A 15586-nucleotide genomic window follows, 5' to 3' on the forward strand; every position below is an offset into this window, starting at 1 on the left:
ACGACTTGGAGCTTTCGTGCACCGCAGAATCATCACGCCGGGCGCACTCGCTGCCGCGTCGCTGATGCTGGCGATCCCGGCGTCGGCCGCGAGCTACTCCCCCGGCGCACCGGGCATCGGCGACCCCTACTACCCGGCCTACGGCAACGGCGGATACGACGTCTCCCACTACGACCTGCGGCTCCAGTACCAGCCGGCCACCGACGAGCTGGCGGGTACGGCGACGATTCTGGCGAAGACGACGCAGGATCTGTCGAGCTTCGACCTGGACTTCCTGCTGGACGTCAGCGAGGTGCGGGTCAACGGCGTCAAGGCGTCCTTCGCGACCTCGGGCCAGCACGAGCTGGTGGTGACGCCGAAGACGCCGCTGGCCAAGGACACGCCGATCACCGTGGTGGTCCGCTACAGCGGAGTGCCGTCCACCAAGAGCGCGTACGGCTTCAACACCTGGCACCGCACGCCGGACGGGGCCGTCGCGGCGGACGAGCCCGAGGCGGCCTGGTGGTGGTTCCCCAGCAACGACCATCCGCTGGACAAGGCGACCTACGACGTGTCGGTGGCCGTGCCGGACGGGACCCAGGCCATCTCCAACGGCACACTGCAGTCAACGAGTTCGAAGCTCGGCTGGACCCGTTACAACTGGCGGGAGAACAAGCCGCAGGCGACCTATCTGGCCACGCTTGCGGTCGGCAAGTTCGACATCACGACCAGCACCTCCGAGGGCGGTGTGCCGGTCGTCAACGCCTACAGCAAGGACCTCGGCGACAACGACGCAGCCGCGCGGGCGAGCGTGGAGCGCACCGGGGAGCTCGTCGACTGGCTGAGCGGCTACTTCGGGCCGTATCCCTTCAGCTCGGCCGGCGGGTATGTGCCCAACACGACCACCGGGTACGCGCTGGAGACGCAGACCCGCGTGTACTACAGCCCGAAGCAGTTCGCGAACGGCTCCAACACCTCGGTGGTCGTGCATGAGCTGGCGCACCAGTGGTACGGGGACAGCGTGTCCTTGAAGGGCTGGAAGGACATCTGGATCAACGAGGGCTTCGCGCGGTACGCGCAGTGGCTGTGGTCCGAGCACGAGGGCGAGGGCACGACGCAGCAGCTCGCCGACTACGTGTACGCCTCGCACCCCGCGGACGACGCGTTCTGGACGGTCAAGCCGGGCGACCCCGGGCCCGACAACCAGTTCGACATCGCTGTCTACGACCGGGGGGCGCTGGCGGTGCAGGCGCTGCGGAACGCGGTCGGCGACGACGCCTTCTTCGCCATTCTGAAGGGGTGGCCGCAGACGCACGCGTACGGCAACGCTTCTGTCGCCGACTTCCAGGCATACGCCGAGCAGGTGTCGGGGAAGTCGCTGTCCTCGTTGTTCGACACGTGGCTGTTCCAGCCGGTGAAGCCGGCCGCGCCGGCGGCGAAGCGAGTGGCCATCGCCAAGTCGGCGGCTGCTCCGGTGCGGCCGAAGTCGTGGAAGAAGATCGAGGCCACGAACAGCGTCCACTGAGCGTTTACCGGGTTCGGTGGTGTGGGGACTGCGGGCCGTCTGTGGTTGGTCGCGCCGCGCGGCGGAGCCGCTGATGTGACAGCCCCGCGCCCCTAAAGGCCCGCTGCACCCGCAGCCCCTGCAACGGCAACCCTTGCCTGGAGTTCTTCGCGGCGTATTGCCTCCGTCTCCGTCGAGGGCACCGTACATGCGTGTGCACCGGCCACCGCGCCGTACAGGGCGCAGCGCTGTGGGGTCTCGCGGTTCAGCCAGCCGTGGAGGAAGGCCGCGGCGAAGGCGTCGCCCGCGCCGTTGGAGTCCACCACCGGGGCGGGCGGTGCGACGGGTGGCACGTGGGTCAGCTCTTCGTCGGCCAGGAGGTACGCGCCCTTGGCACCGGCCGTGGCGACGACGACCTCGGCCCGGCCGCGGTCCGCGATGCGGCGCATGGTCCGCTCGGGGTCGGTCAGGGCCGCGGCGGACAGGAACACCACGTCCGCCGCGTACGCGAAGGGTTCGTGGTAGGTGTTCCTGCCGTCCCAGTCGTGCAGGTCGGTGGAGAGGGTGGCTCCCGACTCGCGCAGGAGTGGCAGCGCATGGGCGCAGGGCTGCGTGATGGCGACGTGCGCGTGCCGGCTCGCCCCGGCCAGGGCGCGCACGGTGTCCTCCGGGAAGCGGTCCTCCCCCTGCGTCCGGCTCACGTCGTACAGCGACAGGCGTCTGCCGTCGGGGCCGACCAGGTTGACCGCGCGCTTGGTGCCGGCGGCGTGTTGGACGGCGGTGAGCGCGATGCCCTTGTCCCGGTGCAGGGCGCGGACGAGGTCGCCCTCGGGATCGTCGCCGAGCATGTCGAGGTGATGGACGCGCAGGCCGAGCGCGGCGAGCCCCAGGGCGACGAAGTCGCCCGTCTGCCCGGCCCGGGTCCGGATGCCACGCTCGATCATGTAACTGTCGGCGTACGGCAGCGGCAGTTCCGGCACATACACGATGATGTCCACGCCGGCGCCGCCCAGCACGAGGACGTCGGTGTCACGACTCAACTCTGGCCTCCCCGTGGTCGTAGACGGTGACCTGCACGCCCCGCTTCACAAGCCGCTCGGTGACCAGCGGTTCGACGCGGGACCACTTGCCGCCGGCCAGACCGCAGCCTATCCGGGGCATGTGGACGGAGGCGCCCAGTTCCAGAGCCTTGCCGGCGAGTGCGCCGAGGGCCGCGTCGATCGCCTCGTAGCGCACCGGGACGCCCTTGCTGCCGGTCCGGATCCCGCGCTGGCCGACCATGTTGGCCACCCACACATACGGCTCGACCTGGACGAACTGGGCCGCGCCGAGCCCGAAGTCGTTCGCCGCGCGGTCGCGGTGCCAGGCGCGGTACGCCGCCTCCGGCTCGGGCCAGCGGCGTGACACGGCCAGGACGAAGCCCTTTCCCCATCCCCCGATGTCGTTACAGACATGGGCGATCACCTTGACGCCCTTCACCGAAGGAACGGTGGCGTCACCCCGGACATAGATGATCTCCGACATGACGCCACCGTAGGCGAGGCCACTGACAGTGGCCCTGGCCTGCTACTTCGTCAGGTCGGTCAGTTCCCGGTCGCCGTTGCGTATGACCCTACGGCGTACCGCGAACCAGCCGGCCACCAGCATGGCGGCGATCACCGGGATGAGGAGGAGGGTCTTGCGGCCGACGTCGGGGTCGTTCCACATCAGGGCGAGCACGGCGAGCAGGAAGGCGATCGTGGTGATCTCCGTGACCGGGCTGCCGGGAAGGCGGAAGGACGGGCGGGCGACCAGGCCCGCCTTGGCGCGGCGGACGAAGACCAGGTGGCAGATCATGATGATCACCCAGGTCGAGACGATGCCGAGCGAGGCCACGTTCAGCACGATCTCGAAGGCCTGGCTCGGCATGAGGTAGTTGAGGCCGACGCCGAGCACGCACACCGCGCAGGTGAGCAGGATGCCGCCGTAGGGAACCTGGCTGCGGTTCATGCGCGCCGTGAACCTGGGGGCCGAGCCCGCCGTCGCCATCGAGCGCAGGATACGGCCCGTCGAGTACAGACCCGAGTTCAGCGAGGACATCGCGGCCGTCAGGACCACCAGGTTCATCACGTCGCCCGCCGCCGGGATGCCGATCTTCGACAGGACCGTGACGAAGGGGCTTTCGTCCGCCGAGTACACCGAACCCGGCAGCAGCAGGGCCAGCAGGACGACCGAGCCGACGTAGAAGAGGCCCACGCGCCACATGATGGAGTTCACCGCGCGCGGGACGACCTTCTCCGGCTCGGCGGTCTCGCCCGCGGCGACACCGACCAGTTCCAGCGCGGCGTACGCGAAGATCACGCCCTGCATGACGAGGACGACCGGCATCAGGCCGTGCGGGAAGACACCGCCGTGGTCGTTGATCACGGACAGCCCTGGCGTGTGTCCGCCGACCTCGTGCCGGGTGGCCAGCAGGAAGATGCCGATCAGCATGAAGCCGACGAGCGTGGCCACCTTAATGATCGCGAACCAGAACTCCATCTCGCCGAAGATCTTCACCGAGATCAGGTTCACGGCGAGCACGACGGCCAGCGCGATCAGGGCGAGCACCCACTGCGGGATGCTCGTGAACATGCTCCAGTAGTGCGTGTACAGCGCGATCGCCGTGATGTCGGCGATTCCGGTCGTCGACCAGTTCAGGAAGTACATCCAGCCGGCGACGTACGCACCCTTCTCACCGAGGAACTCACGCGCGTACGACACGAAGGAACCGGAGGAGGGGCGGTACAGGACCAGCTCGCCCAGCGCCCGGACGACGAAGAAGGCGAAGATCCCGCACACCAGGTAGGCGAGCGCGAGGGCCGGGCCCGCGTTGTGCAGGCGGCCGCCGGCACCCAGGAAGAGGCCGGTGCCGATGGCGCCGCCGATGGCGATCATGTTGACGTGGCGGGCCTTGAGGTCCTTGCTGTAGCCGGCGTCGCCCGCGTCCGCGGGCGCCTGGGCCGCGTCGGTCCGGGTGGCGGCCTGTGCCGTGTCCACGGCGTCCTTGCTCACAGGTGGTTCCACTCTCTGGTGCGCCCGAGCGGGTCGCGCTCGGGTGTCCGGACGTACTCGGTCGGCGCTCTTCGGTGGAAGACGCGGACCAACGCGGCACCTTCCCCCAGGTGGCGGCGGGCATGCGATGGCATAGATCACAGAGCGGTACTTCTCACAGGCCTCACGGGCCTCTCGTACCGGGTTTCGCAGTACTGGTGTGACAGCGATACTGCTGCACATGACGACCGACACGGACAGCGACACCGACAGCGACACCGCGGAGCCGACACTCACGATCGACGAACTGGCAGCGCGGGCCGGCGTCACGGTCCGCACGGTCCGGTTCTACGGCACCAAGGGGCTGCTGCCGCCGCCGGTGATCGGTCCGCGCCGCGTGGGCCGCTACGGGCAGCAGCACGTGGCCCGGCTGGCGCTGATCGAGGAACTGCAGCACCAGGGCATGACACTGGCGGCGATCGAGCGGTACATGGCGCAGCTGCCGCCCGGTCTCAGCCACCACGACCTGGCGATCCACCGGGCCGTGGTGGCGTCCTGGGCGCCGGACACCGTGGAGACCGTGAGCGCGGCGGAGCTGCGGCGCCGGGCCGGGCGGCCGCTGACCGAGGACGAGGTCGAGCGGCTGTGCGCCATGAACGTGATCCGGCGGGACGGGGACTCGTACCGCGTCGACTCCGGCCTGCTCCGGCTCGCCGTGCAGCTCCTCGACGTACCGCTGTCCCAGGAGGCGATCCTCGCGGCGCGCAGGGTGCTGATCGAGCACTCGCGGGCCGCCGCGCACGAGCTGTCCCAGCTGTTCCGGGGCGAGGTGTCCGAGCGGGCGGAGCAGGACGTGAAGTCGCTGTCCGCGCACATGCAGCCCATCGTGGTGCAGGCGCTGCTGACGACCTTCCAGCGGTCGCTGAAGGAGGAGGTGCACCAGTGGCTCGACGCCTCACTCGGCCTCCCAGAGGACGGCGTCTCGGAGCACGGCGTCTCGGAGCACGGCCGGCCCTCCTGACACGTTGAGCGTCTGACCGGTCAGGACCCCGCTCCCCTGCCACCACCTAGGGCGGGAAGCCGGGCGGGCCTGGCTCGGAAAGTCACTGGCGCAGGGGTACGTCCACCAGCAGCGGCCCCGTCAACTCGCCCGCCCCGGCAACCAGTTCACGCAGATGGTCCGCGCTGTCCGCACGTACCGCGTCGACCCCGAAGAAGCGCGCCGCCTGGGTGAAGTCCAGTGGACCCAGCTCCGTGCCGGGGCAGACACCCTGGCGGCCCATGGCCCCGTAGGTGTCCTGGAGGGTCTGGTAGACGCCGTTGCTCATCACCACGAACAGGACGGGGACGTTCTGGCGGGCGGCGCTCCACAGTCCCTGGAGACCGAACAGGGTGCAGCCGTCGCCCAGGACGGCGACCACCGGGCGGCGGGGCTCGGCGAGGGCGCGGCCGACGGCGGCGCCGATGCCCCAGCCGAGGCCGCCGCCGACGGTGTGCATGTAGCTGCCGGGGCGGTCGAGGCGGACGAAGCGGCGGAGCAACAGGCCGACGGTGATGGCCTCTTCGACGACCACGGCGTCGGTCGGCAGTCCACGGGCCACGGCGTGGGCCGCGGCCCAGGGCGCCAGGGGTGCCGGGGAGTAGGTGGCGCGGGCGGCGGACTCGGCGCGGTCGCGTTCGGCGGTGTGCCGTTCGCCGGCGCGCAGGGTGCGGGCCTTGGCGGTGTGGGCGGGCACACGGTCGGGCAGCAGTTCGGCGAGGCGGTGCAGGGAGGCGCCGAGGGGGCCCACGAGTCCGGCGGCGGCGGGGAAGTTGCGGCCGATCTCGTGCGGGTCCGAGTCGAGTTGGACGACGGTGAGACCGGGCGGCAGCGCGGGCCCGGGGGTGTAGTGGTGAGGCGTGAAGGCGTGCGCGCCGGCGATCAGCACGGTGTCGTATGCGGCGAGGGCCTCGCGGATGGCGTCGTGGCGGGGCGGCAGCATCCCGGCGTAGAGGGGGTGCGTGGTGGGGAAGTTGAGGCAGTCGGCCATCGGCTGGTGGTGGACCACGGCGCCGCACGCCTCCGCCGTGCGCACCAGCGCGGCGACGGCGTCCTCGCGGCCCACCCCGTCCCCGGCGACGATCGCGGGGCGGGCGGCGGCGCCGAGCAGGTGGGCCGCGCGCTCCAGGCCGGGGGCCGGTCCCGGCGGGGGTGTGGGGGTGCGGGCCGGGACTTCGACCTCGGTGTCCTCGCCGAGCAGGTCCATGGGGACGGACAGGAACACCGGTCCGGCGGGCGGCCGTACGGCCAGGGCGAAGGCGCGGCGCAGGGCGAGCGGGAGGTCGTGGGCGTGCTGGACGTCGAAGGTGGCTTTCACCGCGGGGGCCGCCAGGCCGATGAGGTCGCCGGAGAGCATGGGGTCCTGCTGGAGGTGGCGGCGGTCCTGCTGGCCCGCCGTCACCACGAGGGGGGTGCGGGAGCGGCGGGCGTTGAGCAGGCCGATCAGACCGTTGGCGAGGCCGGCGGCGATGTGCAGGCTGACGAAGGCGGGGCGGGCGGTGCCGCGGGCGTAGCCGTCGGCCATGGCGACGACGGAGCCCTCGTGGACGCCGAGGACGTACTCGGGGGCGTCGTGGGTGTCCGCCAGGGCGGCGAGGAAGGGGAGTTCGGTGGTGCCGGGGTTGCCGAAGACGCGGTCCACGCCCTCGCCGCGCAGGATCTCCAGCAGGGCGAGGGCTGGGCGGTATCCCATGGGGGCTCCTCCAGGGGGCGGCAGCCGTGCGGGCCTTTCGCGGCTCAGCGTGCCGGGCGCATGCCGCGGGCGGCAAGGGGGGTCGTGTCGCTCAGCGGTACGGCCCACCGACGGATCTCGCCCCCGCCGCCCCTACCCGTCCCGTACCGGGGGCCAGCCCCCGGGCCCCCGCTCCTCAAAGCCGTCAGGCGGTAGGGGCGGCGGGGGCGAAACACCCTCCGCCGCAGGGGGTCACGCGTCCGCGAACCGCTCCCCCTTCTCCGCCTTCTCCACCAGCAGCGCAGGCGGCGTGAACCGCTCCCCGTAGCGGTCCGCCAGCTCACGCGCGCGTGCCACGAAGCCCGGCAGACCACCCTCGTAGCCGTTGATGTACTGCAGGACACCACCCGTCCAGCCGGGGAACCCGATCCCGAAGATGGAGCCGATGTTCGCGTCGGCCACCGACGTCAGCACCCCCTCCTCCAGGAGCTTCACCGTGTCGAGCGCCTCGGAGAAGAGCATCCGCTCCTGCATGTCCCGGAACGGGATCTCCTGCCCCGGCTTCGTGAAGTGCTCCCGCAACCCGGGCCACAGCCCCGCCCGCTTGCCCTCCTCGTCGTAGTCGTAGAACCCCGCTCCCCCACTGCGCCCCGTGCGTCCGAACTCGTCGACCATGCGGTCGATGACCGCCTCGGCCGGGTGCGTCGGCCAGGTGCCGCCCGCCTCCTCCACGGCCCGCTTCGACTCGTTGCGGATCTTGCGCGGGAGCGTGAGCGTCAGCTCGTCCATCAGGGAGAGGACCTTGGCCGGGTAGCCCGCCTGGGCCGCCGCCTGCTCGACGGACGCGGGCTCGATGCCCTCGCCGACCATCGCGACACCCTCGTTGATGAAGTGGCCGATCACCCGGGAGGTGAAGAAGCCACGCGAGTCGTTGACGACGATCGGGGTCTTCTTGATCTGGCGGACCAGGTCGAAGGCGCGCGCGAGGGCCTCCTCGCCCGTCCGCTCGCCCTTGATGATCTCCACGAGCGGCATCTTGTCCACGGGCGAGAAGAAGTGCAGACCGATGAAGTCCGACTGGCGCTCCACTCCCTCGGCCAGCGCGGTGATGGGCAGGGTCGAGGTGTTGGAGCACAGCAGCGCGTCCGGTTCGACGATGTGCTGGATCTCCTGGAAGACCTTGTGCTTGAGCTCCGGGTTCTCGAACACGGCCTCGATGACCGCGTCGCAGCCGGCCACGTCCTGCGGGTTCGCCGTCGGCGTGATGCGGGCGAGCAGCGCGTCCGCCTTCTCCTGGGTCGTACGGCCCCGGGAGACGGCCTTCGCGCACAGCTTCTCGGAGTAGCCCTTGCCCTTGACGGCCGCCTCGAGCGACACGTCCTTCAGGATCACCTCGATGCCCGCACGGGCACACGAGTACGCGATGCCCGCGCCCATCATCCCGGCGCCGAGGACGGCGACCTTGCGGACCGGACGCGGCTCGACGCCCTTGGGGCGGTTGGCACCGGAGTTGACGGCCTGGAGGTCGAAGAAGAAGGCCTGGATCATGTTCTTGGACGTCTGGCCGGCGGCCAGCTCCACGAAGTAGCGCGCCTCGATGACCTGCGCGGTCTCGAAGTCGACCTGGGAGCCCTCGACAGCCGCGGCGAGGATGTTGCGCGGCGCCGGGTAGGGCGCGCCGCCCGTCTGCTTGCGCAGGGTGGCCGGGAAGGCGGGCAGGTTGGCGGCGAACTTGGGGTTGGCGGGGGTGCCGCCGGGGATGCGGTAGCCGGGCTTGTCCCAGGGCTGCTGCGATGCGGGGTTGGCGTCGATGAAGGCGCGGGCCTTGGCGAGCAACTCGTCCTGAGTGGCGGCCACTTCGTCGACCAGGCCGTTCTGCAGGGCGCGCTGCGCGTTGTACTGGGTGCCCTGCAGCAGCACCTTCAGCAGGGCGTCGGCGATGCCCAGCAGGCGTACGGTGCGCACGACGCCACCGCCGCCGGGGAGCAGGCCGAGGGTGACCTCGGGGCAGCCGATCTTCGTGCCGGAGGTGTCGAGCGCGACCCGGTGGTGGCAGGCGAGCGCGATCTCGTAGCCGCCGCCCAGGGCCGCGCCGTTGATCGCGGCGACGACCGGCTTGCCCAGGGTCTCGATGCGGCGCAGGTTGCGCTTGATCGCCATGCCGCCGTCGAAGAGGTCCTGCGCGGTCTCCGGGGTGACCCGGATGAGGTCGCGCAGGTCGCCGCCGGCGAAGAAGGTCTTCTTGGCGGAGGTGAGGATGATGCCGCGGATGGAGTCCTTCTCGGCCTCGAGACGGTCGGTGATCACGGCGAGGGAGTCGCGGAACGCCTGGTTCATGGTGTTCGCGGACTGGTTCGGGTCGTCGAGGACGAGGGTGACGACGCCGGTGCGGTCCTGTTCCCAGCGGATGGTGGTGCTCTGCGTCATGACGGGGGTCTCCGTTGAAGTCTGTGAAGTCTCTTGGTTCCGCCGGGTGTTCAGATGCGTTCGACGATCGTGGCGATGCCCATGCCGCCGCCGACGCAGAGGGTCGCGAGGCCGTAGCGCTTGTCCTGGCGCTCCAGTTCGTCGACGAGGCTGCCGAGGATCATCGCGCCGGTCGCGCCGAGCGGGTGGCCGAGGGCGATCGCGCCGCCGTTGACGTTGACCTTGTCCAGGGACAGGCCCATGTCCCGCGCGAAGCGCAGGACGACCGCCGCGAACGCCTCGTTGATCTCGACGAGGTCGATGTCGTCGATGGTCAGGCCCGCCTTGGCGAGCGCCTTGCGGGTGGCGGGCGCGGGACCGGTGAGCATGATGGTCGGCTCGGAGCCGGAGACGGCGGCGGAGACGATCCGCGCGCGCGGGGTGAGGCCGTAGCGCTCGCCGACCTCCTTGGAGCCGATCGCGACCAGCGAGGCGCCGTCGACGATGCCGGAGGAGTTGCCCGCGTGGTGGACGTGGTCGATCTTCTCGACCCAGTGGTACTTCTGCAGCGCCACCGCGTCGAAGCCGCCCAGCTCTCCGATGTCCGCGAAGGACGGCTTCAGCTTGGCGAGGGAGTCGGCGGTGGTGCCGGGGCGCAGATGCTCGTCGTGGTCGAGGACCGTCAGACCGCTGCGGTCCTTCACCGGGACGACGGAGCGGTCGAAGCGGCCTTCCTTCCAGGCCGTGGCCGCCCGCTCCTGGGAGAGCGCCGCGTACTCGTCGACGTCCCGCCGCGAGAATCCCTCGATGGTGGCGATCAGGTCGGCGCCGATGCCCTGCGGCACGAAGTTGACGGCGAGGTTGGTCATCGGGTCGTTGAACCAGGCGCCCCCGTCGGAGGCCATCGGCACCCGGGACATGGACTCGACGCCGCCCGCGAGGACCAGGTCCTCCCAGCCCGAACGGACCTTGGCGGCGGCCATGTTGACGGCCTCCAGACCCGACGCGCAGAAGCGGTTCTCCTGTACGCCGGCGACCGTGTCCGGGAGGCCTGCGGCGACGGCGGCGATGCGGGCGATGTCGGAGCCCTGGTCGCCGACCGGGCCGACGACGCCGAGCACGATGTCGTCGATGGCCGCCGGGTCCAGGCCGGGGAAGCGGCCCTGGATCTCGTGGATGAGCCCGACGACCAGGTCGATGGGCTTGGTGCCGTGCAAGGAGCCGTTCGCCTTGCCGCGGCCGCGCGGGGTGCGGATCGCGTCGTACACGTACGCTTCGGTGCTCACTGGAAAGCCTTTCGGGGTGAGGGTCGGCCGGGCGATGAGCTTCAGCCCAGCAGGGAACGGCCGATGATCTCCTTCATGATCTCGGTGGTCCCGCCGTAGATGGTCTGGATACGGCCGTCGGTGAAGGCCCGGGCGACCGGGTACTCGGTCATGTAGCCGTAGCCGCCGTGCAGTTGGAGGCATCGGTCGGCGACCCGCTTCTGCAGCTCGGTCGCCCACCACTTGGCCATGGAGGCGTGCACGGCGTCGAGCCGGCCGTCCGCATGGTCCTCGACACAGCGGTCGAGGAACGCGCGCGTGACGGCGCACTCGGTGGCCATCTCCGCTATCTCGAAGCGGATGTGCTGCTTGGTGGCGAGCGGCCGGCCGAAGGCCTCGCGCTCCTTGACGTACTCGGTGGTGATCTCCAGCAGGTGCTCGGCGGCCGCGATCGCGGCGACGGCGATGCTCAGGCGCTCCTGCGCGAGGTTGGTCATCAGATGGCCGAAGGCGCCATTGAGCGTGCCGAGCAGGTTCTCCTTGGGCACGCGCACGTCGGTGAAGAACAACTCGGCCGTGTCCTGCGCCTTCTGGCCGATCTTGTCGAGGTTGCGGCCGCGTTCGAAGCCGGCCGTGCCGCGTTCGACGACAAGGAGGGACAGTCCGTGCGCGCCGCCCTCCGGTGTCGTCTTCGCGACGACGATCACCAGGTCGGCGAGGATCCCGTTGGAGATGAACGTCTTGGCGCCGTTCAGCAGCCAGTGGTCGCCCCGGTCCTCGGCGTGCATACGGATGCCCTGGAGGTCGGAGCCGGCGCCGGGCTCGGTCATGGCGATGGCGGTGATGATCGAGCCGTCGCAGAATCCGGGCAGCCAGCGCCGCTTCTGCTCGTCGGTGGCGAGGCCGGTGAGGTACGGGCCGATGACGTCGTTGTGCAGGCCGAGGGCGAGCCCGGGAGCGCCCGCTCGGGTGAACTCCTCGGCCAGTACGGTGGCGTAGCGGAAGTCCGAGGTACCGCCGCCCCCGTACTCCTCGGGCACGGCGAGTCCGAGCAGCCCCTGTTTGCCGGCGGCCCGCCAGGCGTCGCGGGAGACGATGCCGTCCTTCTCCCACTGCGCGTAGTACGGCAGCACCTCCCTGGCCAGGAAGGCACGCACGGTCGCGCGGAACGCGTCGTGCTCAGGGGCGAAGATCTGCCGCTTCATTCGGAGCCCTTCATGAGTTCCTGGTCCTTCAGGAGGTCGGGTACGTCCCAGTCGCGCGCCACGCCGGCGGTGTCGGCGCCGGGCTGCGCGGGGCCGGTGCGTACGGCCGTGGGGGTGACGGAGAAGCGGGGGGCGGGGGCCGGCTGGGTGATGCCGCCGTGGTCGGTGAAGGTGCCGCGGGCGGCGAGGTGCGGGTGGTCGGGGGCCTCGCGCAGGGACAGCACGGGCGCCACGCATGCGTCGGAGCCCTCGAAGAGGGCCGTCCACTCCTCCCGGGTGCGGGCTTTGAAGCCGGCCGCGACCGCCTCGCGCAGTTCACCCCAGCGGGTCCAGTCCTTGCGGGCGTCGGCGTGCTCCGGGATGCCGAGGACGCGCACGAACTCGTCGTAGAACTGCGGCTCCAGGGCGCCGACGGCCATGTACTTGCCGTCGGCCGTCTCATAGGTGCCGTAGTACGGACAGCCGCCGTCCAGGAGGTTGGCGCCGCGGCGGTCCTGCCAGCCGCCGGCGGCGAGCATGCCGTGGATCATCGCGGCGAGGTGGGAGGTGCCGTCGACGATGGCGGCGTCGACGACCTGGCCGGCGCCGCCCCCGCGCGCGTGGTGGAGCGCGGCGAGGACGCCGACGACCAGGTAGAGGGAGCCGCCCGCGTAGTCGCCGAGGAGGTTGGCGGGGACGGCCGGGGGCTCGTCCGGGCCGCCGATCATGCCGAGGGTGCCGGTGAGGGCGATGTACGCGATGTCGTGGCCGGCTCGGTGGGCGAGCGGGCCCTGCTGGCCCCAGCCGGTCATCCGGCCGTAGACGAGCTTCGGGTTGCGGGCGTGGCAGGCCTCGGGGCCGACGCCGAGGCGTTCGGCCACTCCCGGGCGGTAGCCCTCGATGAGGATGTCGGCGCGTGCGGCGAGGTCGAGGACGCGCGCGGGGCCGTCCGCGGACTTCAGGTCGACGATCACCGAGCGCTTGTTGCGGTTGGTGATGTCGTACTCCGTGTTGATCGCGAGTCCGACGCCGCCGGGGCGGTCCACGCGGACGACGTCGGCGCCCAGGTCGGCGAGGAGCATGGCGGCGAACGGACCCGGCCCGATACCGGCCAGCTCGACCACGCGCACGCCGGAAAGCGGGCCGTGTCCAGGCGTCTTTGCCTCTGCCATGCAGTCCCCAGGGGTTGTGACACAACTGCTGTAACACTAGTGATGTTAGAAACAGGTTCCAGCGGACACAAGACCCGGGAGAGCAAGCGCTTAGCCAAGTTGTGCGGGGGCTCGTCGTCGGGCTTCGCACCCTTCACGCTAGCCTCGGCCACCGACAACGGCGCGTGCTGCGGACCGAGGGGTGTCATGAGCAGGCTGAACAGGACGGACCGTCCGTACGACCTCGTGCTCTTCGGAGCCACGGGCTTCGTCGGGACGCTCACCGCGGAGTACCTCGCAGCGCATGCGCCCGACGATCTGCGCTGGGCGATCGCGGGCCGCAGCGAGCAGAAGCTGGAGCGGCTGCGCGAGCGGCTGCCCGGCACCGGGAAGGTCGGGGTGCTGCGGGCGGACGTGGCCGATCCGGCATCGCTGCGCGCACTCGCGGAGCACGCGCGCGTGGTGGCCACGACGGTGGGGCCGTATGTGACGTACGGCGAGGAGCTGGTCGCCGCCTGCGCGGACAGTGGTGCGGACTATCTCGACCTCACCGGTGAGCCGGAGTTCGTGGACCTGACGTACGTCCGCCACGATGCACGCGCGCGTGAGACCGGGGCGCGGCTGGTGCATGCCTGCGGGTTCGACTCGATCCCGCATGACCTGGGCGCGTACTTCACCGTGCGGCAACTGCCCGAGGGGGTGCCGCTGACGGTGGACGGGTTCGTGACGGCGGACGCGGCCTTCTCCGGCGGGACGTTCGCCTCGGCGCTGAACCAGTTCTCGCGGGTGCGGCCGATGCTGGCCGCCGAGCGCGACCGCAAGCGGCACGAGCCGCGCCTGGTGGGGCGGCGGGCCGCCGCGCCCACGGGTGTGCCGCGGTTCGCGAAGGAGGTCGGCGCGTGGGCGCTGCCGCTGCCGACCATCGACGCGCAGATCGTGGGCCGCTCCGCGAAGGCCCTGGAGCGCTACGGCCCCGACTTCCGCTACCGCCACTACGCGGCGGTGCGGCACCTGCCCGTCGCCGTGGGCGGGATCGCGGCCGTCGGCGGGCTCTTCGCGGCCGCCCAACTGCCGCCCGCACGCCGCTGGTTGTCCGACCGGCTGAGGCCCGGCGAGGGGCCGAGCGCCGAGAGGCGGGCGAAGAGCTGGTTCAGGGTCCGCTTCGTGGGCGAGGGCGGCGGCCGGCAGGTGCTCACGGAGGTCGCGGGCGGCGACCCCGGCTACGACGAGACGGCGAAGATGTTCGCCGAGTCGGCGCTGTCGCTGGCCTTCGACGACCTGCCTCCGACGTCCGGTCAGGTCACCACGGCGGTCGCCATGGGCGACGCGCTCACGGAACGGCTGCGGCGGGCGGGGATCACCTTCCGGGTGGCGTCCAGCCGGTGAATCGGCAGTGCCGAGGGGCAGGCGCGAGCGGGGCGTGGGCGGACTCCCCGGCAGGTGTCCGTCAGGGAGGCGATGCCGGGGTTCCGAGGCGGCGCCGCAGGAACGGCTCCTGGGACAGTACGGCGCCCGCACTGAGCCCTACGGCTATGGCCACGGACACGACGATCAGCCAGGACAGCAGGACGAAGACCGAACCCGCGGAACCGTAGTCGGACAGGGCCCGGTCGAGCGCCCGCGGCATGTAGAAGTGTGCGGTCGCGGACAGGCAGCCGACCGCGATCGCCGTGAGGACAGCCCCCGGCAGCAGGGGCGCCCAGCGGACGACTCCGCCGAGCAGCAGATGCTGGGTCCACCACCACATGGCCGTCTGCATGACCAGAACGACCGGAATTCCCAGCCAGGTCCCCAAACCGAACCCGTCGCGCGACAACCCTTGCGCGACCAACGCGGCGAGCCACAGGACGATCCATGCGAGCCACCTCCACGGAGCGACCTTCGTTCCTCCTTGGGGCAGCAGCCAGGCCCGTCTGCACAACCGCTGCACCGCGCGGCTCACCGCGGTGGCCGACAGCAGCACCATCAGCCCGCCCACCACTCCGATCGCCTGGCGCACATCGTTGGTCGACGGCTGGAACACCTGCTGCACTTGGGCCTTCGACTGCCCGCTCAGACCGAAGATGGCGCAGACCGATTTGACGACCTGGGTCTGCACCGCCTCGGGCGCGTACGCGCTCAGCACGAACAGCAACGGGACCGCGGTCAGAAAAACCTGCGCCGCGATGCGGGTGGCGGAGTCGAAGATGTTCACCGCCACCATGCGGTCCAGAAGTGCTGTGATGACGGGGAAGCGGATCTCCAGGCGCGCGTGCACGGCTTTCAGCCGGGCCGTCAGTTCCCCGAGACGGCCACGCCACCGTGACGCGCGCGAGTCCACGCCCGTATCCCCACGCCGCATCAGCCGCGAGTCTCCATCGGCACCCCTTCCCTC

The 15586-nt window shown here is 71.0% G+C and carries 12 protein-coding genes; 3 read left to right on the forward strand and 9 right to left on the reverse strand.

Annotated elements, in window-relative coordinates:
* Positions 1 to 16: 16 nt before the first annotated feature.
* The gene (locus ACFY1U_RS13505; RefSeq protein WP_390694267.1) at positions 17 to 1504 is read left to right on the forward strand and encodes a M1 family metallopeptidase; all 1488 of its coding nucleotides are present in this window, start codon (positions 17 to 19) and stop codon (positions 1502 to 1504) included.
* Between the two features lie 92 nt (positions 1505 to 1596).
* Here ACFY1U_RS13505 and ACFY1U_RS13510 read toward each other — a convergent pair whose 3' ends face one another.
* Genes ACFY1U_RS13510 through ACFY1U_RS13520 form a run of 3 tightly spaced genes read right to left on the reverse strand, consistent with a single transcriptional unit; the run spans position 1597 to position 4516 of the window.
* Positions 1597 to 2523, reverse strand: a complete 927-nt coding sequence (locus ACFY1U_RS13510) for a PfkB family carbohydrate kinase (protein ID WP_390694268.1) — start codon at positions 2521 to 2523, stop codon at positions 1597 to 1599.
* Entirely contained in the window at positions 2513 to 3007 is a 495-nt protein-coding gene (locus ACFY1U_RS13515; protein WP_390694269.1) for a macro domain-containing protein, read from the reverse strand. The genes ACFY1U_RS13510 and ACFY1U_RS13515 overlap by 11 nt, the downstream gene beginning before the upstream one ends.
* A 42-nt stretch (positions 3008 to 3049) precedes the next feature.
* Positions 3050 to 4516, reverse strand: coding sequence for an amino acid permease (locus ACFY1U_RS13520; protein ID WP_390694270.1), 1467 nt, complete (start codon positions 4514 to 4516; stop codon positions 3050 to 3052).
* A 220-nt stretch (positions 4517 to 4736) separates the two neighbouring features.
* Between ACFY1U_RS13520 and ACFY1U_RS13525 the strand changes: the two genes are divergently transcribed.
* Positions 4737 to 5516, forward strand: a complete 780-nt coding sequence (locus ACFY1U_RS13525) for a MerR family transcriptional regulator (RefSeq protein ID WP_390694271.1) — start codon at positions 4737 to 4739, stop codon at positions 5514 to 5516.
* An 82-nt stretch (positions 5517 to 5598) separates the two neighbouring features.
* Here ACFY1U_RS13525 and ACFY1U_RS13530 read toward each other — a convergent pair whose 3' ends face one another.
* The 5 genes from ACFY1U_RS13530 to ACFY1U_RS13550 all read right to left on the reverse strand — a co-directional run bounded on the left by ACFY1U_RS13530 (position 5599) and on the right by ACFY1U_RS13550 (position 13233).
* A complete protein-coding gene (locus ACFY1U_RS13530) occupies positions 5599 to 7227 on the reverse strand; it encodes a thiamine pyrophosphate-binding protein (protein WP_390694272.1) in 1629 nt (542 codons plus the stop codon).
* Positions 7228 to 7458: 231 nt separating this feature from the next.
* Positions 7459 to 9633, reverse strand: a complete 2175-nt coding sequence (locus ACFY1U_RS13535; RefSeq protein ID WP_390694273.1) for a 3-hydroxyacyl-CoA dehydrogenase NAD-binding domain-containing protein — start codon at positions 9631 to 9633, stop codon at positions 7459 to 7461.
* 50 nt (positions 9634 to 9683) lie between these two features.
* On the reverse strand, positions 9684 to 10898 hold the full coding sequence (locus ACFY1U_RS13540; protein ID WP_390694274.1) for an acetyl-CoA C-acetyltransferase: 1215 nt from the start codon (positions 10896 to 10898) through the stop codon (positions 9684 to 9686).
* Between the two features lie 41 nt (positions 10899 to 10939).
* Positions 10940 to 12082, reverse strand: a complete 1143-nt coding sequence (locus ACFY1U_RS13545) for an acyl-CoA dehydrogenase family protein (RefSeq protein WP_390694275.1) — start codon at positions 12080 to 12082, stop codon at positions 10940 to 10942.
* Positions 12079 to 13233 carry a CaiB/BaiF CoA transferase family protein gene (locus tag ACFY1U_RS13550; protein WP_390694276.1) on the reverse strand — a complete coding sequence of 385 codons (1155 nt, stop codon included), beginning with the start codon at positions 13231 to 13233 and terminating at the stop codon, positions 12079 to 12081. The genes ACFY1U_RS13545 and ACFY1U_RS13550 overlap by 4 nt, the downstream gene beginning before the upstream one ends.
* A 186-nt stretch (positions 13234 to 13419) precedes the next feature.
* On the opposite strand from ACFY1U_RS13550, the gene ACFY1U_RS13555 reads away from it, so the two are divergent.
* A complete protein-coding gene (locus ACFY1U_RS13555; RefSeq protein WP_390694277.1) occupies positions 13420 to 14598 on the forward strand; it encodes a saccharopine dehydrogenase family protein in 1179 nt (392 codons plus the stop codon).
* A gap of 61 nt (positions 14599 to 14659) precedes the next feature.
* Here the strand turns inward: ACFY1U_RS13555 and ACFY1U_RS13560 are convergent, their stop codons facing one another.
* Positions 14660 to 15532 carry a YhjD/YihY/BrkB family envelope integrity protein gene (locus ACFY1U_RS13560; RefSeq protein ID WP_390694278.1) on the reverse strand — a complete coding sequence of 291 codons (873 nt, stop codon included), beginning with the start codon at positions 15530 to 15532 and terminating at the stop codon, positions 14660 to 14662.
* Positions 15533 to 15586 lie beyond the last annotated feature (54 nt).

The sequence above is a fragment of the Streptomyces sp. NPDC001351 genome (assembly GCF_042896045.1).
In the GTDB taxonomy this organism is placed as follows: domain Bacteria; phylum Actinomycetota; class Actinomycetes; order Streptomycetales; family Streptomycetaceae; genus Streptomyces.